Source organism: Streptomyces sp. NPDC053474, from assembly GCF_044544845.1.
Lineage (GTDB): Bacteria > Actinomycetota > Actinomycetes > Streptomycetales > Streptomycetaceae > Streptomyces.
In genome coordinates, this window is sequence record NZ_JBITXV010000019.1 from 62,886 (window position 1) to 85,742 (window position 22,857).

Below are 22,857 nucleotides of genomic sequence, written 5' to 3' on the forward strand. Positions count from 1 at the left end.
GTCTTGACAGCGGGCGCGACGTGCCACGTAGTCTCGGGAGGCGGACGCGTGCTGAGGGGCTCGCTCCGTGCGGGCCGGTCGGCCCGGCGTGGCCCGCGTGTCGCACGCGGCGCATGTGAAGGCATCACTCGCACCATCGGAGCTTTCGCATGTCATCCGACGCCCTCACCAAGGTGGCCGTCCACCGGCCCGACCCCTCCAGAGACCATCCGCCCGAGCCGCGCATCGTGCCCCGGCGCCACCTCGGCCAGTGGGCGGCCGCGGCCGTCCTCGTCGCGGTGCTCGCCCTCGCCCTGAACTCCGTCGTGCGCAACGACGCCTTCCAGTGGGGCGTCGTCGGCGACTACTTCACCACCGCGGCCGTGCTGCGCGGACTGTGGCTCACGCTGTGGCTGACCGCCGCCGTGATGGTCCTCGGCTTCGCGCTGGGCACCCTGCTCGCCCTCGGCAGACTGTCGAGCAACCCCGTTCTGCGGGCGGTCAGCTGGGGCTACGTCTGGTTCTTCCGGTCGATGCCGATCCTGGTGCAGCTCCTCTTCTGGTTCAACATCGGCGCGCTGTACCCGACGCTGCTCGGCATCAAGACCGTCGACCTGCTCGGGCCCGTCACCATCGCCGTCATCGGGCTCACGCTGCACGAGGCCGCGTACGCCGCCGAGGTCGTGCGCGGCGGCATCCTCTCCGTCGACCGGGGACAGACCGAGGCCGCGCAGTCGCTCGGGCTCGGCCGCGCGCGCCGCTTTCGGAGAATCGTTCTTCCGCAGGCCATGCGCTCCATCGTGCCCCCGGCGGGCAACATGCTCATCGGCACGCTCAAGGGCACCTCCATCGTCAGCGTCATCGCCGTGCAGGACCTGCTGTACTCCGTGCAGCTCGTCTACCACCGCACCTACCAGGTCATCCCGCTCCTGCTCGTCGCCACGCTCTGGTACGTCGTCGTCACCTCCGTGCTCAGCGTCGGGCAGTACTACGTGGAGCGGCACTACGCGCGCGGCTCGGAGCTCGCCCGATGAGCACCGCGACGGCCTCGTCGACGGTGGCGGGGACACCCACCCTCGTGATCGTCGGCGCGGGCCCGCGCGCCACCGGCCTGATCGAGCGCATCGCCGCCAACGCGCCGTCCCTGTACGCCGGGGCGCGCCTGGACATCCACCTCGTCGACCCCTACCCGCCGGGGCCGGGGCGCATCTGGCGGGAGCGGCAGTCGCCGCTGTTGTGGATGAACTCGCACGCACAGGACGTCACCCTCTTCACCGACGACACCGTGGACCTCGCGGGACCCGTCCGGCCGGGCCCCGCGCTGCACGAGTGGGCGGGTCTCGACGGGCAGACCTTCGCCGGGCGCCGCACCCAGGGCGCCTATCTGCGCTGGGTGTACGAGACGTCCGTGGCCGCGCTGCCGCCGGGCATCACCGTGCACCACCACGCCCGGCGCGCCCTGCGGCTGACCGGGCCCCGCGCGGGCCGCCAGCGGGTGTGGCTCGAAGGCCGCCCGCGCCCCCTCCTCGGCGACCTCGTGATCCTCGCCCAGGGCCACCTCGACGCCGAACCCGACGCCGAGCAGCTCCACCTGGCCCGGCACGCCCGCGAGCACGGGCTCGTGCACCTGCCGCCCGACTTCACCGCCGACAGCGACCTCGACGCCCTCGAAGCGGGCCAGGACGTGCTGGTCCGCGGCTTCGGCCTGGCCTTCGTCGACCTCATGGTGCTCCTCACCGAGGGGCGCGGCGGACGCTACGACGGCGACACCTACGTGCCCTCGGGCCGCGAGCCGGTCCTGTACGTCGGCTCGCGGCGCGGCGTGCCGTACCACTCCAAGCTCGGCTACACCTGGGACGACGGCGAACGGCCGCCGCTGCCGCGCTACCTGGGGCCCGCGCAGATCGACGAGCTGCTCGCCCGGCCCGGCGGCTTCGACTTCGGGCGCGACGTGTGGCCGCTGATCGAGAAGGAGCTGGGCTTCGCCCACTACCACCGCCTGTTCAGCGCGCACCCCGAGCGCACGGCCACCGCCTGGCACGACTTCGACGAGAAGTACGCCGCCTGCCCGCCCGGCAGCCCCGAACTGCACGCCCTGGTCTCCGCCGCCGTGCCCGACCCCGCCGACCGGCTCGACCTCACCGCCCTCGACCACCCGCTGGACGGCGTCCGCCACTCCTCGTACGCGGGGCTCCAGGAGGGCCTGCGCGCCTACATCACCGCCGACCTGACCCGCCGTCACGACCCCGCGCACAGCCCCGACCTGGCCGTCTTCCTCGGCCTGCTCTCCGTCTACGGGCAGCTCACCCGGCTCGGCGACATCGGGCCCTGGTGGCACGGCTACTTCAGCTACCTCGCGTCGGGGCCGCCCGGGCCGCGGCTGCGCCAGCTGCTCGCCCTGTCCCGCGCGGGGATCGTCCGGTTCCTCGGCGCGGACCTGCGCGTCGAGGCGCGCGACGGAGTGTTCCGGGCGACGAGCGCCACCGTGCCCGGACAGCACGTGGACGCCCGCGCCCTGGTCGAGGCGCGCCTTCCGCAGCCCACGCTCGCCCGCACCCGCGACCCGCTGCTGCGCGCCCTGCACGCCGAGGGGGTGGCCGAGACGCCCGACGGGCTCCTCGCCGTCGACCCCGCCGACGGCCGTGTCCGGGACCGCGCGGGCAGCCCGCACCCGCGCCGCTTCGCCCTCGGCCCGCACACCGACGCGCGCGGCGCGGGCGCCTTCACGCGGCCGCGCACCAACAGCCCTTCCTTCCGGCAGAACGACGCCACCGCGCGCGCCGTCCTCACCTTCCTGTACGAGACCTGCCTGCACGAGGCCGGGCGGTGACCGCCGCCCGAGAGAGGTGTACTCCGATGTCCGCAAGCCCACCCCCCTGCCGAGGCCCGCTGCATCTCGCCGCCGCCGTCGACCTGCCCGGCGCCCACGACGCCGCGCCCTTCGTCGAACTCGCCCGGCTCGCCGAGCACGGCGCCCTCGACTTCGTGACCCTCGGCGACGGCTTCGCCCGCCGCGGGCTCGACGCGCTCGCCGTGCTCTCCCGCGTCGCGCCCGCCACCGGCCGCGTCGGCCTGGTGCCCACCGTGACCACCACGCACACCGAGCCCTTCCACGTGCAGGCGGCCGTGGCCACGCTCGACTGGGTCAGCCACGGCCGGGCCGGGTGGGCCGTCGAGGTGTCCGCGACCGAGGCCGAGGCCAGGCTGTTCGGACGGCGCCGGGCGGCCCCGCGCGACGCGCTGTGGCGCGAGGCGGGCGAGGTCGCCGACGTCGCCCGGCGGCTGTGGGACAGCTGGGAGGACGACGCCGAGATCCGGGACGTGGCCACCGGCCGCTTCATCGACCGGGACAAGCTGCACTACGTCGACTTCGAGGGCACCGCCTTCTGTGTGCGCGGGCCCTCCATCGTGCCCCGGCCGCCGCAGGGCCACCCCGTGGTCGTCGTCGACGCCACCGCCGAGCACACCCGCGACGTGGCCGTCTGGCACGCGGACGTCGCCCTCGTCCGGGCCGCGAGCCCGGCCGAGGCCGGGGCCGCCCGCGCCGAACTGCGCGGCCGCGCGGCCGCGCTCGGCCGGGACCCCGAGGCACTGCGGGTGCTCGCCGCGCTCGTCGTCGACCTCGGCGGCGGGGAGCACGCGGCGCAGCCGGGGCACGGCGGCGGCCCGCACCCCACCGCCGACGGGCCGCTCTACCGGGGCGGGCCCGTCGACCTGGCCGACCTCATCGCCGCCTGGCACGCGGCGGGCGCCGCCGACGGCTTCCACCTCACGCCCGTGGAGCCGCGGCGCGACCTGGAGCGCCTGGTCAACGGCACGGTCTCGCTGCTCCAGCACCGCGGCCTGTTCCGCACCTTCTACCCGGGCGCCACGCTCCGGGACCACCTGGGCCTCGCCCGGCCCGCCAACCGCTACGCGGCGCACGCGAGGGAGGCGTCATGACCTCCGGCACCCACGGAGCCGGTCCGCGGGGGTCCCGTCCGCAGGGGCCCCGTACGGCCGGATCCGCCGCGCGCAAGCAGATGCACCTCGCCGCGCACTTCCCCGGCGTGAACAACACCACCGTGTGGGCCGACCCCCGGTCGCGCTCGCAGATCGAGTTCTCGTCGTTCGAGCACCTGGCCCGGACCGCCGAGCGCGGGCTCTTCGACTTCTTCTTCCTCGCCGAGGGCCTGCGGCTGCGCGAGCACAAGGGCCGCATCCACGACCTGGACGTCGTCGGCAGGCCCGAGTCCCTCACCGTCCTGAGCGCCCTCGCGGCCGTCACCGACCGCCTGGGCCTGGCCGCCACCGTCAACGCGACCTTCAACGAGCCCTACGACCTGGCCCGCAGGCTCGCCTCGCTCGACCACCTCAGCGGCGGCCGCGCCGCCTGGAACGTCGTCACCTCCTCCGACGCCTTCACCGGCGAGAACTTCCGGCGCGGCGGCTTCCTCGACCGCGCCGACCGGTACACCCGCGCCGCCGAGTTCGTCGCCACGGCCCGGGAGCTGTGGGACTCCTGGAGCCCCGGGGCGGACGGCTCCCCGGGCGAGCCGCGCCCCTTCGCGCACAGCGGGCGGCACTTCACCATCTCCGGGGAGTTCGGCGTGGCCCGGCCGCCGCAGGGCCACCCCGTCGTGATCCAGGCCGGGGACTCGCCCGAAGGCCGCGAGTTCGCCGCGTCGGCCGCCGACGTGGTCTTCACCCGGCACGGCACCCTGGAGGCGGGCCGCGCGTTCTACGCGGACGTCAAGGGCCGCCTCGCCCGGTACGGCCGCGCGCCCGAGGACCTCAAGATCATGCCCGGCGTCACCTTCGTCCTCGGCGACACCGCGGCCGAGGCGCAGGAGCGGGCCACCGAGATCCGCCGCCAGCAGGTCTCGCCGCAGAACGCCCTCCTGGCCGCGGAGCAGGTGTGGGGCGTCGACCTGTCGGCGTACGACCCGGACGGGCCGCTGCCCGACATCGACCCGGACCCGCACTCCACGCTGGTCCAGGGCCGGGTGCGGGTCGGCGACCCGCTTGCCGTCGCCGAGAAGTGGCGGGCGCTGTCCCGCGCCAAGGGCCTGTCCCTGCACCAGACCGTCATCGAGACGACCGCGCGGCAGTCGTTCGTCGGCACGCCCGCCGCCGTCGCCGAACAGCTCGACGAGTTCGTACGGACCGACGCCGCCGACGGCTTCATCCTCGTCCCGCACCTGACGCCGGGCGGGCTCGACGAGTTCGTCGAACGGGTGGTGCCGCTGTTGCAGGAGCGCGGCGCGTTCCGCACGGAATACGAGGGCGCGACGCTGCGCTCACACCTCGGGCTGTCCGAGCCCGCACGGAAGGGTTGATGCACCATGAGTACGACAGGCTCCACCGAGGACGCGCTCCGCGACTGGAAGCAGTGGCACGCACAGCGCGTCGAGACGGTGTCCGCGCCCTACGGCCCGCTGTCCCTCACCGGCACGCACTGGCTCGCCGACCACCCGGACGGCGCCCTGCCCGGCCTCCCGGGCCACTGGGCCGAGGACGGCGACGAGGTCGTCCTGACCGCGGGCCCCGACGACGGCCTCACCCTCGACGGGAAGCCCTTCCCCGGCACGGCCCGGCTCACCGCGGACCCCGGCCCGGTCACGGCCGCGCGCCTCGCGCTCGGTGCGCGGCGCCTCGTCGTGCTGCGCCGCGAAGGGCTGTGGGCGGTGCGCGACTTCGACCCCGACGCCCCGGCGCGGCGCGCCTTCACCGGGATCGAGGCCACCGCCCACGACCCGCGGTTCGCGGTGGCGGGCCGCTTCACCCCGTACGGCGAGGACCGCACCGTGCGGGTGTCCAACGCGGACGGCGTGGAGCGCGGGCTCGGGCTCGGCGGCGAACTCGCCTTCCGCCTCGCCGGGCAGGACCACACGCTCCAGGTGAGCGTCGAGGCCGACGGCTCGCTGTGGGCCGTCTTCGCGGACGCCACCAGCGGCGGCTCCAGCTACCGCTTCCGGTTCCTGCGGCCGCCCGCGCCCGGCGCCGACGGCAGCGTCACGGTCGACTTCAACCGCGCGCTGCTGCCGCCGTGCGCGTTCGCCGACCACTTCATCTGCCCGTTCCCGCCGCCCGGCAACACCCTGCCCGTCGAGATCGCCGCGGGGGAGCGGACCGTGGCGCTTCGCTGACCTGCGGCCCCGGTGACGCATGCCGGTAGTGCGGCACCGGGGCCGCTTCGGGCGCTCCCGTCACGCGGGCCTGCGGAGGCGTTGCGCTGGCATCCGGCCATAGCGGCTGGAAACGGCACCTTGTGCGGTGCGTCACCCCGCCGAATACTCCCGTGCAGCGCTTGTCAGGGGCACGACGTAGCCGGAATCCGTCGTGTCCGCTGGCTGCGCCTCACGGGCCCGGCCCCCACGGACCCCCTGACTTCCCTCGGGAGGAACCAGCAGTGAGGATCAAGCGCACCACCCCCCGCGGCACCACGACGAGACACCTCCGCACCGTCGCCCTCGCGACCGGTCTGGTGGCCGCGGCGGCGCTCGCCGTGCCCGCCGCCAGCGCCGACGAGGCGCGTACGTACAGCGCGTCCGACCTCACGGCCGCCAGTGACGCCGTCCTCGAAGCGGACGTGGCGGGTACCGCCTGGGGCGTCGACGCGAAGACCGGACAGGTCGTCGTGACCGCCGACAGCACGGTGTCCGCGGCCGAGATCGCCCGGGTGAAGAGGGCGGCGGGCGACAAGGCGGGCGCCCTGAAGATCGAGCGCACGCCGGGCACCTTCCAGAAGTACATCTCCGGCGGCGACGCGATCTACGCCGACAGCTGGCGCTGCTCGCTCGGCTTCAACGTGCGCAACGGCAGCACCTATTACTTCCTCACCGCCGGGCACTGCACCGACGGCGCGGGCACGTGGTGGGCCAACTCCGCCAAGACGACGGTGCTCGGCACCACCTCGGGCTCCAGCTTCCCCGGCAACGACTACGGCATCGTCAAGTACACCAACAACTCGGTCACCAAGTCCGGCACGGTCGGCAGCCAGGACATCACCCGCGCCGCCGACCCGACGGTCGGCCAGAGCGTGACGCGGCGCGGCTCGACCACCGGCACGCACAGCGGCCGCGTCACCGCCCTCAACCAGACCGTGAACTACGGCGGCGGTGACGTCGTCAGCGGCCTGATCAAGACCACCGTGTGCGCCGAGCCGGGCGACAGCGGCGGCCCCCTCTACGCGGGCTCCACCGCGCTGGGCCTGACCTCCGGCGGCAGCGGCAACTGCTCCTCCGGCGGTACGACCTTCTTCCAGCCGGTCACCGAGGCGCTGCGCGCGTACAACGTCAGCGTGTTCTGACGCCGCGCTCCGAGCCGTTCCCGACGAGCCCCCGCCCAACTCCCGGGCGGGGGCTCGCCCTTGGCGCGCCGCGGGGCTCGCCCTGGGGTGGGCGGCGCGTTACCTTCGTACTGCATGCCCTATTCGCCCCATGAGACCCCGGGGGCCGTCGTGGTCGAGGAACTGGTGACGGCCGGAGCGGCCGTCGCGTCCGCCGGACTGCTGTACCTGCTGTCCGCGGCGCGTGTCGTCAAGCAGTACGAGCGCGGTGTCGTGTTCCGGCTCGGGCGGCTGCAAGAGGGAGTGCGCGGCCCCGGCTTCACGACGGTCGTGCCGATCGTGGACCGGATGCGCAAGGTCAACCTCCAGATCGTGACGATGCCGGTGCCCGCGCAGGAGGGCATCACACGGGACAACGTCACCGTGCGCGTCGACGCCGTCGTCTACTTCAAGGTCGTCGACGCCGCCAACGCCATCGTCCAGGTCGAGAACTACCGCTTCGCCGTCTCCCAGATGGCCCAGACCTCGCTGCGGTCCATCATCGGCAAGAGCGACCTGGACGACCTGCTCTCCAACCGCGAGAAGCTCAACCAGGGCCTGGAGCTGATGATCGACAGCCCCGCCATCGGCTGGGGCGTGCAGATCGACCGCGTCGAGATCAAGGACGTCTCCCTGCCCGAGACCATGAAACGCTCCATGGCCCGCCAGGCCGAGGCCGACCGCGAACGCCGCGCCCGCGTCATCAACGCCGACGCCGAACTCCAGGCCTCCAAGAAACTCGCCGAAGCCGCCAAGGAGATGTCCGAACAGCCCGCCGCCCTCCAACTCCGCCTGCTCCAGACCGTCGTCGCCGTCGCCGCCGAGAAGAACTCCACCCTCGTCCTGCCCTTCCCCGTCGAACTCCTGCGCTTCCTGGAACGGGCGCAGGCGGGCCCCGCGCCGTCGGACCCGGCGCCCTCGGGCCCCGCGCCCGCCGCCGCCCCGCCGGAAAGCGGACCGGAAAGCGGAGTGGAATCGTCAACCACCCCTCCCGCCGTGCCGCCCGGCGCTACCGCGGCGACGGAAACCGGACAGGACTAGTCCTCACCCGCTGCCCACCGCCCGCTCGCACCCGGTGTTTGCACCGGGGACCGGCGAGGGGACGACTAGGCGTGACCACGTTGGGTCAACGAGCCGCGGGAACAGGCGCGTTGCCGGGCGGGCGTCCTGAAGTCGACCTTGTGTGCCGCCTGTGAGGCTGGGAATAGTGGGCCGCGTCCTATTGGCATGGACGCGGCTTCACCAGGGCCGCGCCGCCATGCGCTCACGCTTACCGGCCGCCGAGGTCCCCACACCGGAGCGGGCGGACCCCCCACAGGAGGACAAGAGTTGAAGCACCGACGCATACCCAAGCGGCGCGTCGCCGTGGCAGGCGCGGGAGCCGTCGCCCTGATCGGCGCGGCAGTCACCTTCCAGACTGCGAACGCGAGCGACGACAAGCCCACCCCCACACCGGACACGCTGTCGGTGGCACAGGCCGGAAAGCTCGCCTCGTCCCTCGACAAGGAGCTGGGCGCCGACGCCGCGGGCACGTACTACGACGCCGGGGCCAAGCAGCTCGTCGTGAACGTCCTGGACGAGGACGCGGTGGACACCGTCGAGACGGCGGGCGCCAAGGCCAGAGTCGTCGAGAACTCCCTGGCCGCGCTGAAGAGCGCCCGCTCCACGCTCAGCGACAAGGCGTCGATCCCCGGCACGTCCTGGGCCACCGACCCGGCCACCAACAAGGTCGTGGTGACCGCGGACCGCACCGTGCGCGGCGCCGCGCTCCAGAAGCTGGACGCGGTCGTGAAGCAGCTCGGCGGCAAGGCCGAGCTCCAGCGCTCCAAGGGGGAGTTCAAGCCCCTCATCGCGGGCGGCGACGCGATCTACGGCGGCAGCAGCCGCTGCTCCCTCGGCTTCAACGTGGTCAAGGACGGCGCCCCGCACTTCCTGACGGCGGGCCACTGCACGGAGGCCGTCTCCAGCTGGTCCGAGAAGCAGGGCGGCCCGGCCATCGGCAAGAACGTGGGCTCCAGCTTCCCCGACAACGACTACGGCATCGTCAAGTACAGCGGCGACACCGCCCACCCGAGCGAGGTCAACCTCTACGACGGCGGCACGCAGAAGATCACGAAGGCGGGCGCGGCGACCGTCGGCCAGCAGGTGCAGCGCAGCGGCTCCACCACGCAGGTCCACGACGGCAAGGTCACGGGCCTGGACGCCACCGTGAACTACGGCAACGGCGACGTCGTCAACGGCCTCATCCAGACCGACGTCTGCGCCGAGCCCGGCGACAGCGGCGGCGCCCTCTTCGCGGGGGACACCGCGCTCGGTCTGACCTCCGGCGGCAGCGGTGACTGCTCCGCCGGCGGCGAGACGTTCTTCCAGCCGGTGCCGGAGGCCCTCGAAGCCTTTGGCGCGAAAATCGGCTGACGCCTGGGCGGGCGGCCTGAGGGCCCCGGAAACCTTTCGGTTTCCGGGGCCCTTCCGCATTTACGGGGGTGCGTCGGGCGGGTTTAAGTAATGGAGTTGAATAATTTCCCTTCCCTGAATTCCCAAGGGGTGACGCGCGTAGACTCCTGGCCAAAGTGAAGGCTGCGTGCGTGGTGCGCCTTATGAAGCAAGGTCGTGAGGTGCTTCGACCTTGCAGAGTGTGGGTATGTGACGCGTATCTCAAGTCGGGCAAGATGCCCGTTTGACCCCCGTTTGGGGGCCTGGAATGTTGCGCCCCTGTAAATCTCCGCAGCATTCCGGAAATGTCTTCTGTGGAGGATTTGCAAGGGCGCCGCATTGCTGGCTCTAATGATGCGCACCCCGACGCGGGACACCTCCGCGTCCGCACGTCATCAGGAGTTGGGCAGCATGGCCGACGCGCCACGAACCGAGCCCCGCGGCCCGCTCGCGGCAGCCGTCGGCGCCTTCCGCAGGGACCGCGTCGGCCTCGCCGCGCTCGGCGTGGTGGCCTTCTTCGTGCTCCTCGCGCTCGCCGCGCCGCTCGTCGCCGCGCTCTACGGCAAGAACCCCACCGAGCACTACGGCCAGGACGAGGCGGGCCTCCTCAGCCCGGAGGGCCTGCCGGTGCGGCCCAACGGCGGCATGTCCGGCGAGTTCTGGTTCGGCCTCGAACCGGGCCTCGGCCGGGACGTGTTCACCCAGCTCCTGTACGGCATCCGCACCTCGCTGCTCGTCGCGGGCGCCGCCATCGCCGTCATCGCGGTCCTCGGCGTCGTCCTCGGTGTGACCGTCGGCTATCTGAGCGGCCTCGCCGACCGGGTCTTCACCTTCGTCTGCAACGTGCTGCTCGCCTTCCCGACGCTGCTGCTCTTCCTCGCGCTGAGCCCCATCGTGCAGACCCGCTTCGTCGACCCCGGCGAGAACGAGCCCGCCTGGATGCAGTTCACCGTCCTGGTGCTCGTCTTCGCCGCCTTCGGCTGGGTGCCCCTGGCGATGGTCCTCAGGACGACCGTGCGCTCCCTGCGCGAGCGCGAGTTCATCGAGGCCGCACGGGCCGTGGGCGCCTCGCGCCGCCACATCGTGCTGCGCGAGCTCCTGCCGAACGTGTGGGCGCCCGTCCTCGTGCACGTCACGGTCGCCCTGCCGGGCATCGTCACCGCCGAGGCCGCCCTGTCCTTCCTCGGCGTGGGCATCAGCGAGCCCATCCCCGACTGGGGCCGCATGATCGCCCGCGGCTCCGAGGTCTTCTACGACGACCCGACCTACATGATCTTCCCCGGCGTGACGATCCTGCTCTTCGTCCTCGCCTTCAACCTGCTCGGCGACTCCGTACGGGACGCGCTCGACCCCCGTACCGCCCGCTGAGCCCCGGCGCGCCGCGCGCCACCCTCACCCGCACCATCCGCAATGGAGTTCACCATGCCCAGGATCACCTCGCGCACCGTGGCCGTCCCCGTCGTCGCCGCCGCTTCCGCCCTGCTCGTGCTGTGCTCCTGCTCGGCCGGGGCGGGGTCCAAGAGCGACGCGGCCGCGCCCCGCGAGGAGGCCGACCTGGTCGCCGGGGTGGGCAGCGCCAAGGACAGCACCGGCCCGGCGCCCGCCGTCGAGGGCGCGCACCAGGGCGGCACCATCCGCGTCGCCAACCTGCGCGACTACTCTCACCTGGACCCGGCCAAGATCTACGCGGGCGAGGCGTACAACACCTCGCTCCTGTGGGGCCGCCAGCTCACCCAGTACCAGGTGATCGACGGCAAGCCCAAGCTCGTCGGCGACCTCGCCACCGACATCGGCAAGGCCTCCGACGGCGGCCGCACCTGGACGTACCAGCTCAAGGACGGCATCGCCTGGGAGGACGGCAAGCCGATCACCTCGAAGCACGTCAAGTACGGCATCGAGCGCACCTTCGCGCCCGGCTTCGAGGTCGGCCCGCCCTACTGGCCGCAGTGGCTCACCGGCAAGTCCGACCTCGCCCAGGCGCGCAAGGTCTACGGCGGCCCCAAGAAGGACGGCGACTTCGACCGCATCGAGACGCCCGACGCCAAGACGATCGTCTTCCGCTTCCACAAGGCGCAGTCCGACGTGCCGTTCATGGCCGCCCAGTCCTCCTCGTCGCCGGTGCGCCCCGACAAGGACACCGGCACGCGCTACGACCTCAAGCCGTTCGCGACCGGCCCCTACCGGATCGTCTCCCACCGGCAGAACCAGTCGCTGACCCTGGAGAAGAACCCGCACTGGAAGGCGGAGACCGACCCGATCCGCCACCAGTACGCCGACAAGTTCGAGTTCACCTTCGAGAAGAAGGAGCTCAACACCGCCCAGGAGATCCTCAACGGGCGCGGCGACGGCGCCGACACCGTCACCACCAAGAACGAGTTCCCGCCCGAGCTCATCGGCGAGGCCGAGCGCGACCCGAAGAAGAAGGGCCTGATCGTCGACGGGCGGCGCGGCGCCTTCACGTACCACCTGGTCGTCCGCAACGACCGCGTCGCCGACCCCGAGGTCCGCAAGGCCATCCACTACCTCTTCCCGCGCCAGCAGGCCCGCCAGGCGCTCGGCGGCCCCCGCGTCGGCGACATCGCCACCACCTACTCCTCGCCCGCCATCGTCGGCTGGGAGAGCTACGACACCTACCCGGTCAAGCCCACGGGCGACATCGAGAAGGCCAAGCAGCACCTGGCCAAGGCCAAGAAGAAGGTCAAGCGCCTGTCGTACGCCTACGAGTCGAACGCCGTCAACGACCGCATGGCGCAGGTCCTCGTCGACGCCTTCGCCAAGGCGGGCATCGAGCTCGTCACCAAGCCGCTGCCGCTGCCCGCGTACACCAACGAGGTGCTGCGCGGCGCCGACCCCAAGTACGACCTGTGGATGTCCGGCTCCTCCGTGGACTGGCCGACCCCGGCCACCGGCGTGCCCTACCGCTTCGACAGCCGTCGTGACTCCCTCGACAACGACCCGCGGTACAAGAACCCGGCCGTCGACAAGGAGCTCGACCGCATCGCGAAGATCACCGACGCGACGAAGAAGGCCAAGGCGCTCATCGCTCTGGAGAAGAACACGATCATGAAGGACGTGCCGGTCGTGCCGTTCCTGCACCAGCGCGTCCAGCAGGTCCGCGGCGCCCGTGTCGGCGGCGCCTTCATCCACCCGATCTACGGCACCATCAGCCCCGCCTGGCTGTACCTGAAGAAGTCCTGACCCATGCTCACCTACGTCCTGAGACGGGCGCTGACGGCGGTCGTGGTGCTCCTCGCGATCTCCGCGACCGCCTTCGCGCTGTTCTACGCGGCGCCGTCCGACCCCGCCGTCATCGCCTGCGGCCCCAAGTGCGACGCCTCCCAGGTCGCGGCGGTGCGCGCGTCCATGGGCCTGGACCAGCCGGTTCTCGCGCAGTACGCCGACTACGTGCGCGGCCTGTTCGCGGGCCGCACCATCGCGGACGTCGACGGCACCCCGATCGCCTGCGACGCGCCGTGCCTCGGTTACTCCTACGCCCTGCACGAGCCCGTCCGCGCGGCCATCACCAGCCGCTTCCCGGTCACGCTCTCGCTCGCGGCGGGCGCGCTCGCCGTCATCCTCGTCGTCGGCGTCGGCGCGGGCTTCGTGTCCGCGCTGCGCCGCGGCCGCCTCAGCGACCGGGTCCTGTCCGCCTTCACCCTGGTCGGCGCCAGCGTGCAGATCTATTTCCTCGGCTACGCGCTCCAGTACCTGCTCGTCTACCAGACCGGCTGGTTCGCGCTGCCCGGCTACACCCCGCCCGGCGAGGACCCCGGCGCCTGGCTCGCGGGCCTGCTGCTGCCCTGGCTCGTCCTCGGCTTCGTCAACGCGGCCGTCTTCGCCCGGCTCTCCCGCGCCCAGATGCTGGAGGTCATGCACGAGGGGTACGTGCGCACCGCGCGCGCCAAGGGCCTCAGCCCGCTGCGCGCCCATCTCAAGTACACCGCGCGCGGGGCCGCGGCACCCCTGGTGCAGCTCCTCGGCCTGGAGGTGGGCGCGCTGCTCGGCGGCGCGTTCATCACCGAGACGGTCTTCGGGCTCAGCGGCGTCGGCAAGCTCGCCGTGGACGCGGTCGTCCAGAACGACCTGCCGACCGTCGTGGGCACCGTGCTGCTCGCCGCGTTCTTCGTCGTGGTGTTCGTCGCCGTCGCCGACCTCGTGGTCGCGTGGCTCGATCCGAGGGTGAGGCTCGCATGACCGCTCCTGTTCCGGCGACCGCTCCCGCGCTGCGCGTACGCGATCTGAGCGTGACGTTCACCGGGCCGCGCGGCGCCGTCACCGCCGCCGAGGGCGTCACCTTCGACCTGGCGCGCGGCGAGGTGCTCGGCCTGGTGGGGGAGTCAGGATCGGGCAAGTCCACCGTGGGCCTGGCCGCGATGGGTCTGCACGACCCGGCGCGGACCCGGATCACCGGCAGCATCGAGGCGGGCGGCACGGAGGTCGTCGGCGCGTCCGACGCCGAGCTGCGCGCGCTGCGCGGCCGGGCGGTGGCGATGGTGTTCCAGGACGCCCTCGCCGCCCTGTCCCCCTTCCACGCGGTGGGCGCCCAGCTCGCCGAGGCCTACCGGATCCACCACCGGGGCGCGTCCCGCGCGGAGGCCCGGGACCGGGCCGTCGACATGCTGGAGCGGGTGGGCATCGCCGCCGCCCGCTCCCGGGACTACCCGCACCAGTTCTCCGGCGGCATGCGCCAGCGCGTGATGATCGCGATGGCGCTGATCAACAGCCCCGACGTACTGATCGCGGACGAGCCCACGACGGCGCTCGACGCCCGGGTGCAGCGCCAGGTCCTCGACTTGCTCGACGAGCTGCGGCACGAGCACGGCACAGCCGTCGTCCTGGTCACCCACGACGTGGGCGTCGTCGCGCACGCCACCGACCGCGTCCTCGTCATGCGCCACAGCCAGCAGCTGGAGCTGGGGCCGACCGAGCGCGTGCTCACCGCCCCCGAACACCCCTACACCCGCGCCCTGATCGGCGCGGCCCCCACGCTCAGCACCGTCCCCGGCACCCGCCTTCCGACGGTCGACGAGCCGGACCCGGGGCCGCGCACGGCGGCCCGGGCGCTGGTGGCACCCCCCGAGCGGCCCCTCGCCGAAGTCGTGGACCTGCGCGTGGAGTTCGGCGGCGGCCGCACCCTGCTCGGGCGGCGCCGCGAGCCCGCCCGCGCGGTGCGCGGCATCAGCCTCCAGGTGCGCGAGGGCGAGACCCTCGGCCTGGTCGGCGAGTCCGGATCGGGCAAGTCCACCACGGCCCGGGTGCTCGCCGGACTCCAGCGGCCCACCTCGGGCGAGGTCCGCTTCCACGGCCGTGACATCTCCGGCGCCGCCGGGTCCGCCGCGCTGCGCCGCGAGCTCAGCCGCGAGGTGCAGCTCGTCTTCCAGGACCCGTACGCCTCGCTGAACCCGCGGCGCACCGTCCAGGAGATCGTCACCACGCCCCTGCGGGTGCACACCCGGGCGGACGCGGCCGAGCGCCGCGAGCGCGCCGCGCAGCTCCTCGCACAGGTCGGCCTGTCCGCCGACCACCTGGACCGCTACCCGCACGAGTTCTCCGGCGGCCAGCGCCAGCGCATCGGCATCGCCCGCGCGCTCGCGCTGCGCCCCCGGCTGATCATCGCGGACGAGCCGGTCTCCGCGCTGGATGTGTCCGTGCAGGCGCAGGTCCTGAACCTGCTGATGGACCTGCGCGACGAGCTCGGCCTCTCGCTCCTGTTCGTCTCGCACGACCTGGCCGTCGTCCGGCACTTCTGCGACCGGGTCGCGGTCATGCGGCACGGGGAGCTCGTCGAGACCGGTACCCGTGACGAGGTCTTCGACGCGCCGAGCGCCGCGTACACCCGCGAACTGCTGGCCGCCGTGGTCTGACCGGGCCGTCCCAAGGCGGTGCCCCGCCCCCTTCACGAGGGGAGCGGGGCACCGCCGTTTCGCGTACCGGGATCAGCAGGTGCCCGCCGGGCGGGCCCGGGTCACCAGGTCCGTGTGGCCCGTGGTGCCGTCGATCCACACCACGCGCCTGCCGGTGTCGGCCGCGTGGCCGGTCTGCTCACCGCGGTTGCAGGAGACCCGCTTCAGGCCCTTGCCGTCCAGGTCGGTCTGGACGAGCTTGGTGAGGTTGCCGTTGCTCCAGCCGCGCTGCGGCTTCCACTGGGTGAGGGTCACCGCGGAGTCCGAGGCGTCCACGTTCCAGAAGTACGCGGTGGCCGAGCTCTCGGGGATGACGTCCGTCAGGCCGGTGCCGTCCAGGTTGGCGCGGCGCAGGCCCATGCGGTTGTCGTCGGCGATGTCGTCGACCAGCCAGTACAGGTACTTTCCGTTGATCGCGGGGGTCGCGATGCCGAGGTAGGCGCCCTTGGCCGGGACCAGGGTCTGCTGGCCGCTGCGCACGTCCGTGATCTCGGTGGAGATCTGCTGCTGCCCGTCCTTGTCGACGTACACCTTCGCGTAGCCGAGCTTGTCGCCGCTGAGGGTGGGCAGCGCGGTGGCCACGTCGTAGCGGCCGCCGTCCACGAACACCGGCTCGCGCTCGCCCTTGCGCAGGTACGCGACCCGCTGCTGGCCGTGCGGGCTGGACTCCTGCCAGGTCACGGTCTGGCCCGAGACGTGCACGTTGGCGACGGTGGTGCCCGCCGACCACAGCTTCTTCACCGGGCCGCCGGTCAGCGGCCGGGACAGCACCTCGACGCTGGTGGGGCCGTACGCCACCCACGCCACGGTCCTGCCGTCGGTGTCCGGGTAGACGTGGTAGCGCCCGTCGTTGGGGCTGATCAGCTTCTTCGCGCCCTTGCCGTCGGTGCGGCCCGCCCAGACGGAGAAGGCCTCCTGGCCCTCGTCGTCGGACTTCGACGCGGCCCACCAGCCGCCGCCCGCGCCCGCGCCGGTGTTCGGCAGGCGGCCGCCGACGCGGGTGGCGTTCACGTCGCCGAGGAGCTTGTCGGAGTCGGCGCCGATGGCCTTCTCCCAGCCCTTGGTGATGCCGTGCGCGTCGAAGGCCCGGTTCACGGACCGCAGCTTCGTGCCCTTGACGCCGAGCGCCTTGGCCGCGGCGACCACCGCGTTGCGGGCGTCGGTGTAGCCGTCGAGGGGCGTCAGGTACTCGGCGAGGGCCTTGTAGACGATCCGGTCGGCCAGGGTGCCGCCGAGGTCCTCGCGGATGTCCCACAGGGCGCCCGAGAAGATCGTCGAGTTGAGGTGCACACCGCCGCTGTCGGTGCCGATGGTGACGCCGAGGAAGTCCTTGGCGGTGGTCCGCCCGTCGTTCAGGTTGCGGAACGCGCAGGCCTCGGGCGCCTTGGTGCGGCACAGGTCCTCACCGATGAGGGCGGCCTTCGGGTCGCTCATCGGGGTCTTGGACGCGGTCACGTCGATGGCGTTGCCGAAGTAGTCGGCGACCGCCTCGTTCAGGGCGCCGGACTGGCCGACGTAGACGAGGCCCGCGGTGTGCTCGACGACGCCGTGCGTCATCTCGTGGCCCACCACGTCCAGGTCGGCGGAGAGGGTCTTGGTCTCCTCGTCGCCGCCGCCGTACACCATCTTCTGGCCGTCCCAGAAGGCGTTGACGAACGGGAACCCGCCGTCCGTCACGCCCACCAGGGAGTTGATGGCCATGCCCTTGCCGTCGAGGCTGTCGCGGCCGTGCTTCTTCTTGTAGTAGTCGTAGACCTGCCCGGCCGCCCAGTGCGCGTCCACGGCCCCCGACTCGGTGGCGTCCTTGCCGAACTCCTTGGTCGTGGAGGCGACTTCGGCGATGCCGTCCGGCCACCTGCCGGACGCGTCGTTGGCGTCGACGCCGCGCGCGTCCCAGGTGGTCAGCGCGTTCTTGCTGCCGTCCCACTGGTGGCGGTAGTCACGCAGCTGGTACGCGTCCGACGCCGCGTCGTGGGTGAGGTCGAGGTCGACCTTCTCGCCGTCCAGCTTGACGCCGCTGCCCGTCGTGCCGGGGAAGTCGGCGTCGTCGGCTATGGACTGGATGCCCGAGTACTGGAGCACCGGGAAGCCGGAGGCGGCGTCGACGTACACCTCCTGCTTGACCGGCGCGCCGCTCACGGGGTCGGTGCCGGTGACGGTGACGTGGTACGTCAGGACGCCCTTGCCCTGGGGCAGCACGACCAGGCCGTGCGAGGAGCCGGAGAGCGGGGTGCCGCTCTGGGCGCTGCGCTTCCTGGCCTTGGCGTTCGCCTTGGCGTCGGCCGACTTGGGGGCCAGCTTGGTCAGGCTGCCCGTGCGGCCGTCACCGGCGGCGGTCGCCGCGACGGCCCGCGCGACCGCCGTCCTCTCCGCGACCCGCGCCTTCGTCCCCACGGCCAGGCCCGTGAAGTACTTGCCGGAGGTGCCGGTGACGACCCGGTCGCCGTCCTTCTTCTCCATCCGCACCAGGTACTGGCCGCCGAGGACCGGCAGGCCGTGGTACTTCTGCTGGAAGCGGACCGTTTCCCCGGCGCCCTGCCTCAGCGTCTGCTCGGCCGTCAGGTCCCGTGCCGGGTCGGCGATCTCGTACCGGTCCTGCTTGGCCGCGAGGTGGTCGCGGGCCGCGGCGGCCGGGTTGCCCGAGTCCTTGGCGGCCTCCTCGATCCCGTCCACCAGGGCCGGGGTCCTGGTGCCGGTGCCCGGGACGACCTCGGCGGCCGGTCCCTGGGGCGTCTCGTCGGCGGCCTGCGCCGCCGGAACGCCGGACGCGAGCAGCGCCGCCGCGCCGAGCAGCGCGGCGCCGCCGGATATGCGGGCCCGTCTGCGTGACTTGCTCATGTTCCCCTCCACACGCCGAAAAGGCGCACGTCAACAGAGCGCACGTCATGTACGTGCGTGAGCCATGCAAGTCGTTGCCCGAGTGTTGATCAAGGAATAACTACGGGTCACAAGTGGGTCCGCACACTTGTGTGCACCCAGGGGCGGCGTGAGACTTCCGGTCATGACCATGGTGGGGAGCGACAAGGGAAGCGCGCTGCGCGACCTGGGCCTGGGGGAGTCGGACGAGCGGGTGTACGGGGCGCTGCTGCGGCGCCGGGCCGCGGCGGCCCTGGACGCGGAGCAGCTGCGGCGGGAACTGGGGATCACCCGGGGCGAGTTGGAGCGGTCCCTCGCGCGGCTGCGGGAGCACGGCTTCACCCTGCCGGAGCCGGACGCCGCGCCCGGCGCGGGGCGGCCGCGGGCCGCGCTGCCGCGCCCGGTGCCGCCCGCGCCCGCGGTGCGCGCCCTGATCCGCCGAAGACAGGCGGAACTGCGCTACCGGGCAGCGGAGTTGGAGCGCCTCAGGCGGGAGGCCGACGAGATCGCCGAGCACCTGGAGCCGGACCCGGCCGCCGCCCCCGGGGTCGGCGCGGCGGTCGAGACGGTCAGGGGAGCGGCCGCGGTCCGGCGCCGCGTCGACCACCTGCTGGCCCACGCCGAGCGACAGGTGCTGATCCTGGACCGGCCGCCGGGCCTGGACTTCTGGGCGGCGGGGGACACCGCCCCGGCCACCGGCTCCCGGGCGACGGACGGCGTGCTCCCCGGCGCGGGCGTCGCGGCGCTCCTGGAGCGCGGGGTGGCGGTGCGCGCGGTCCTGGCCCGCGCAGGCGCTGCCCCGCCCGGCCTGCTCAGGCCGCTCTCCCCGCTCCTGGAGCGGGGCCTTGAGGTGCGGACGGCGGCACACCTGCCCACCGGGCTCATCGCCGTGGACGGCCGCGCCGCGCTGCTGCTGCCCGCCGGGGACGCCACGGGGGACGCGGGGGAGGGGGCCGCCGTGGTGGTGCGCGGCACGCTGCCCCGGCAGGTCTTCGGGCCGCTCTTCGAGGCGCTCTGGGAGCGGTCCCTGCCGCTCGGCGGCGGTGCGCGGCGCCCGCCCGAGGAACACCGCGACCTGCTCCGGCTGCTCGCCGGGGGCCTCAAGGACGAGGCGATCGCCCGCCGCCTCGGTGTCCATGTGCACACCGCGCGCCGCCGCATCAGCCGACTGCTCGACGAACTGGACGCGGACACCCGCTTCCAGGCGGGCGCCCAGGCGGCGCTGCGGGGCTGGCTCGCGGGCCCGTGACGGCATGAGCCCCGCCGCGCGGGGAACTCGTCCCGGCGTGACGGGGCTTCGGAGGGTGCACGGGCCGCGAGCGGCGAAGCCTCGCGGGCCTCAGAAGGAGAAGACCCGCCCCTGGCCGATCTTCAGCGCACAGGGGTTGGCGAAGGTGTGCGCGTACGAGACCCGGCGGCCCTCCCACACGCCCTGGGCGGTGACGACGATCGGGTTCCACTCCTTGGTGCAGGGGCGCGACGACGACTTCTTGGTGATGGCGTCGAACTTGCCGCCCACCGAGCGCAGCTGGTCGCACGCGGCGGCCGCGTCGGGGTGGCTGCCGACGCCGCCGGAGGAGCAGCCGAGCGTCACGGCACGCTGGATGTCCGCGGTCTCGGCCTTCTCGCCGTAGCCGATGGTGAGCACCAGCTCGGAGGGCGCGTAACCCTGGACCCGGGTGGGCTCGGGCGCGGGACCGGCCGTGGCCGCCGTGGTCAGACCGCCGAGCGCGAGGGCGGCGCCCAGCGCGATCCCCCCAGTGATGTACCGCATTTCGAACACTCCCTTGCTTGATTTCCCGGATAACGAACGGAACCGGAAGCGAGTCTTGCTTAGGGCGTCACGGAAAGCACATCGGACGCTGACTTTCAGTCGTTGGTTGAGAACTGAGGGTAGTGGCGTGAAGTGATGTGCTCCGACGGGCGCGCCGGGAGGTCCGACACCCCTGTGACCGGCGGGGAGTGGGCATTGGGGGGAAATCTCCCGATCGTCGCAAAGTAGGGCGCATGGCTGCGCATGGGTGGTCTGCGCCGCGCCGTGCGCCCCGCGGAGGGGACGGGATTGGCCGGAGGGCGCACCTCGAACGCGTCTGCGGCGGGTGCGCCCGGGGTCAGCGCTTGGGCCAGTACCAGAGCGGCTCGTCCAGCAGGCTGGCGCGGCCCGCCACCTGTGTCTGGCCCAACTCCTTCACCAGCTCTATGGAGTTGACGTCCGTGCGGTGGCGGCGCGCGCCCTCGGCGATCGCGTCCGCGAGGTCCTGGGCGTGGGTGACCAGGACGACCTGGGTGTCCTTGGCGGCCGTCAGGAGCAGGTCCGCGAGGGGGCGAAGGAGGTCGGGGTGGAGGCTGGTCTCCGGCTCGTTCAGGACCAGCAGCGCGGGCGGCCGGGGCGTCAGGAGCGCGGCCGTCCACAGCAGATAGCGCAGGGTGCCGTCGGACAGCTCGGCCGGGCCGAGGGGGCGCCGCAGGCCGCGCTGGTGGAGCTGGATCTCGAACCGCCCGCCGTTGTCGGCGATCCGCACCCGGCTGCCCGGGAACGCGGCGTCCACGGCGGCGTCCAGGGCCTCGTCGTCACCGGTCTCGCGGATGGTCTGGAGCGCGGCCGCGAGGTCTGCCCCGTCGTGGGCGAGCACCGGGGTGCGGGTGCCGACGCGGGCCGCGCGGGCGGGCGCCCCGGCGTCCGTGCGGACGTGGTCGTAGAACCGCCAGGAGCGGATCAGCTCGCGCAGCCTGAGCAGGTCCGGCGCGAGCTGGGGGTCCGCGAACTCGCTCAGCATGCTGTCGTACGGGCGGATGCCCTGGGAGCGGTGCCAGCCGCCGTCGGCGGTGCGGGTGCGCACGGCGGGGCCCGCGCGGTCGCAGAGCAGCGCGGCGGTGCGCAGCACCGGGCCCGCCCAGGTGCACTCCCGCTTGATCTCCGGGTCGAGGGCGAACATGGACGGGGCGCCGCCGGGCTGTGCCCCGTTGGACTGGGGCATGCCGAAGTCCAGCGCGTACCCGAACTCGTCGCCCGCGAATCCCAGCCGCAGGGCGGCGGCCACTTCCTTCCTCTCGCCCGCCCACAGGGCGGAGGGGAGGCCGCCCTCGCGGGCGAGCGCGGCTACCGCGCCGCCCTGGGCGGAGTCCGCGAGGAGCCGCAGGGACCGGTAGAGGCTGGACTTTCCCGTGCCGTTCGCTCCTGTGATGACGTTCAGCCTGCCGAGGGGGACGACCAGTTTGTGGAGTGAGCGGTAGTTCTCCACGGCGAGTGTGCGGATCATGCTGTTCAGGGTCGCAGGTGGGTCTGACACACGGGGGCTTCGCCCTCAGGCGCCGGGCAGGCGCTTCTCGCGCAGCTTCGCCACCGCGAGGGTGGCCGCCGTCCCCGCCACCGCCCACGCCGAGAGCACAAGCAGCGGGCCCGTCACCGCGTTGCCCTTGAAGTACGCGATCGAGCGGGCGACCCAGGTGCCCGCGCCCGGGGGCAGCGCGGGGCCGATCGCCTCCCAGAACGGGGGCAGCATCGGCAGCGGGAAGGCGCCGCCCGCGCTCGGGTTGCCCGCGACCACGATGAGCAGCACCGCGAGGCCGATGCCGACGACGCCGGTGAGCCCCTCCAGGGCGAGGGTGATCGCGCCGACCGCGAAGGTGAGCAGCGAGCCGAGGCCCCACAGGGCCAGGACCGAGCCGGGCAGGGCGCCCAGGATCGGGCCGACGATGACCGCGCCGCCGATGCCGCCCGCGATCGAGAGCAGGGCCATGGCGCCGAGCCTGATCGCCGCGCGCGGCGGGGTCGCGGGCCGGGAGCCCGCGCTGATCGACATGATCGACGCGCACAGATAGCCGCCGACGCACCAGCCGACGACCAGGTAGAAGGACGACAGGCCGTTGAAGTCCTGGGCCGACGCCGGGGCCACGTCCACGGTCTTCACGGTGCGCTTCTCGGCGCCCGCGACCTTGGTACTGATCATCTCCAGGGCGTTGGCGAGCGCCTTGCCGCCGCCGGAGGCGACCAGGAGGGTGTCGTTCGTCCCCTGAGGGTCGACCACCAGGGCCCCGTCGATCTTCCGGTCCATGATCTGCTTCCGGGCCGCGGCCTCGTCCTTGACCACGCGCGGGTCGAGCGGATCCCCGGGGAGCCGGGCCAGCCGGTCCTTGGTCTGCTCGGCCGCGGGGCCCGGCGCGACGACTCCGAAGGGCACGTCCGTCGGCTTCGGGTGGTGCAGCGCCCCCACGTAGGAGGCGATGAACAGCAGCTGCAGCGCCAGGACGCCGATGACCAGCAGGGCTGCTCGCGGGGTGACGGCGCTCTTCAACTCGTCGGCGAAGGTCATGCCCCCACGCTCCGAGGCGCCCGCGGCGGGCGCAGGCGGGGCGGGCCGAATGGATGACGGGTGC

General features: G+C 73.1%; 17 protein-coding genes. 13 read left to right on the forward strand and 4 right to left on the reverse strand.

The annotated features are described in order from the left end of the window. Positions 1–149: 149 nt before the first annotated feature. The 12 genes from ACIG3E_RS34645 to ACIG3E_RS34700 all read left to right on the forward strand — a co-directional run bounded on the left by ACIG3E_RS34645 (position 150) and on the right by ACIG3E_RS34700 (position 15,585). Entirely contained in the window at positions 150–1,013 is an 864-nt protein-coding gene (locus tag ACIG3E_RS34645) for an amino acid ABC transporter permease (RefSeq protein WP_399623849.1), read from the forward strand. Further along, positions 1,010–2,809 (forward strand): FAD/NAD(P)-binding protein, encoded by a 1,800-nt coding sequence (locus ACIG3E_RS34650; protein ID WP_399623851.1) that lies wholly within the window; start codon positions 1,010–1,012, stop codon positions 2,807–2,809. The genes ACIG3E_RS34645 and ACIG3E_RS34650 overlap by 4 nt, the downstream gene beginning before the upstream one ends. 26 nt (positions 2,810–2,835) lie before the next feature. Next, on the forward strand, positions 2,836–3,921 hold the full coding sequence (locus tag ACIG3E_RS34655; protein ID WP_399623853.1) for an LLM class flavin-dependent oxidoreductase: 1,086 nt from the start codon (positions 2,836–2,838) through the stop codon (positions 3,919–3,921). A gap of 80 nt (positions 3,922–4,001) precedes the next feature. Continuing rightward, the gene (locus ACIG3E_RS34660; RefSeq protein ID WP_399624019.1) at positions 4,002–5,297 is read left to right on the forward strand and encodes an NtaA/DmoA family FMN-dependent monooxygenase; all 1,296 of its coding nucleotides are present in this window, start codon (positions 4,002–4,004) and stop codon (positions 5,295–5,297) included. 6 nt (positions 5,298–5,303) lie between these two features. Next, the gene (locus ACIG3E_RS34665; protein WP_399623855.1) at positions 5,304–6,107 is read left to right on the forward strand and encodes a DUF1684 domain-containing protein; all 804 of its coding nucleotides are present in this window, start codon (positions 5,304–5,306) and stop codon (positions 6,105–6,107) included. A gap of 263 nt (positions 6,108–6,370) precedes the next feature. Next, entirely contained in the window at positions 6,371–7,270 is a 900-nt protein-coding gene (locus ACIG3E_RS34670; RefSeq protein WP_399623857.1) for a S1 family peptidase, read from the forward strand. A gap of 114 nt (positions 7,271–7,384) precedes the next feature. Further along, positions 7,385–8,329: a slipin family protein gene (locus ACIG3E_RS34675; protein WP_399623858.1), complete on the forward strand. Its 945-nt coding sequence runs from the start codon at positions 7,385–7,387 to the stop codon at positions 8,327–8,329. 288 nt (positions 8,330–8,617) lie between these two features. Next, entirely contained in the window at positions 8,618–9,703 is a 1,086-nt protein-coding gene (locus tag ACIG3E_RS34680; protein WP_399623860.1) for a S1 family peptidase, read from the forward strand. Positions 9,704–10,132: 429 nt separating this feature from the next. After that, positions 10,133–11,089 (forward strand): ABC transporter permease, encoded by a 957-nt coding sequence (locus ACIG3E_RS34685; protein WP_399623862.1) that lies wholly within the window; start codon positions 10,133–10,135, stop codon positions 11,087–11,089. A 54-nt stretch (positions 11,090–11,143) separates the two neighbouring features. Then, positions 11,144–12,919 carry an ABC transporter substrate-binding protein gene (locus ACIG3E_RS34690; protein ID WP_399623864.1) on the forward strand — a complete coding sequence of 592 codons (1,776 nt, stop codon included), beginning with the start codon at positions 11,144–11,146 and terminating at the stop codon, positions 12,917–12,919. A gap of 3 nt (positions 12,920–12,922) precedes the next feature. Next, complete coding sequence (locus tag ACIG3E_RS34695) at positions 12,923–13,915, forward strand: ABC transporter permease (protein ID WP_399623866.1); 993 nt, start codon at positions 12,923–12,925, stop codon at positions 13,913–13,915. Beyond that, on the forward strand, positions 13,912–15,585 hold the full coding sequence (locus tag ACIG3E_RS34700) for a dipeptide ABC transporter ATP-binding protein (protein ID WP_399623868.1): 1,674 nt from the start codon (positions 13,912–13,914) through the stop codon (positions 15,583–15,585). The genes ACIG3E_RS34695 and ACIG3E_RS34700 overlap by 4 nt, the downstream gene beginning before the upstream one ends. Positions 15,586–15,657: 72 nt before the next feature. On the opposite strand, the gene ACIG3E_RS34705 is transcribed toward ACIG3E_RS34700, so the two are convergent. Then, the gene (locus ACIG3E_RS34705) at positions 15,658–18,462 is read right to left on the reverse strand and encodes a M4 family metallopeptidase (protein WP_399623870.1); all 2,805 of its coding nucleotides are present in this window, start codon (positions 18,460–18,462) and stop codon (positions 15,658–15,660) included. A 163-nt stretch (positions 18,463–18,625) separates the two neighbouring features. Here ACIG3E_RS34705 and ACIG3E_RS34710 point away from each other — a divergent pair, with 163 nt between their 5' ends. Continuing rightward, positions 18,626–19,729 carry a hypothetical protein gene (locus ACIG3E_RS34710; RefSeq protein ID WP_399623872.1) on the forward strand — a complete coding sequence of 368 codons (1,104 nt, stop codon included), beginning with the start codon at positions 18,626–18,628 and terminating at the stop codon, positions 19,727–19,729. A gap of 90 nt (positions 19,730–19,819) precedes the next feature. On the opposite strand, the gene ACIG3E_RS34715 is transcribed toward ACIG3E_RS34710, so the two are convergent. The 3 genes from ACIG3E_RS34715 to ACIG3E_RS34725 form a co-directional block, all read right to left on the reverse strand. Beyond that, positions 19,820–20,254: a subtilase-type protease inhibitor gene (locus ACIG3E_RS34715; RefSeq protein WP_399623874.1), complete on the reverse strand. Its 435-nt coding sequence runs from the start codon at positions 20,252–20,254 to the stop codon at positions 19,820–19,822. Positions 20,255–20,591: 337 nt separating this feature from the next. Further along, positions 20,592–21,740: an AAA family ATPase gene (locus ACIG3E_RS34720; RefSeq protein WP_399623876.1), complete on the reverse strand. Its 1,149-nt coding sequence runs from the start codon at positions 21,738–21,740 to the stop codon at positions 20,592–20,594. Positions 21,741–21,785: 45 nt separating this feature from the next. After that, positions 21,786–22,793, reverse strand: coding sequence for a DUF3533 domain-containing protein (locus ACIG3E_RS34725; protein WP_399623878.1), 1,008 nt, complete (start codon positions 22,791–22,793; stop codon positions 21,786–21,788). Positions 22,794–22,857: the final 64 nt, after the last annotated feature.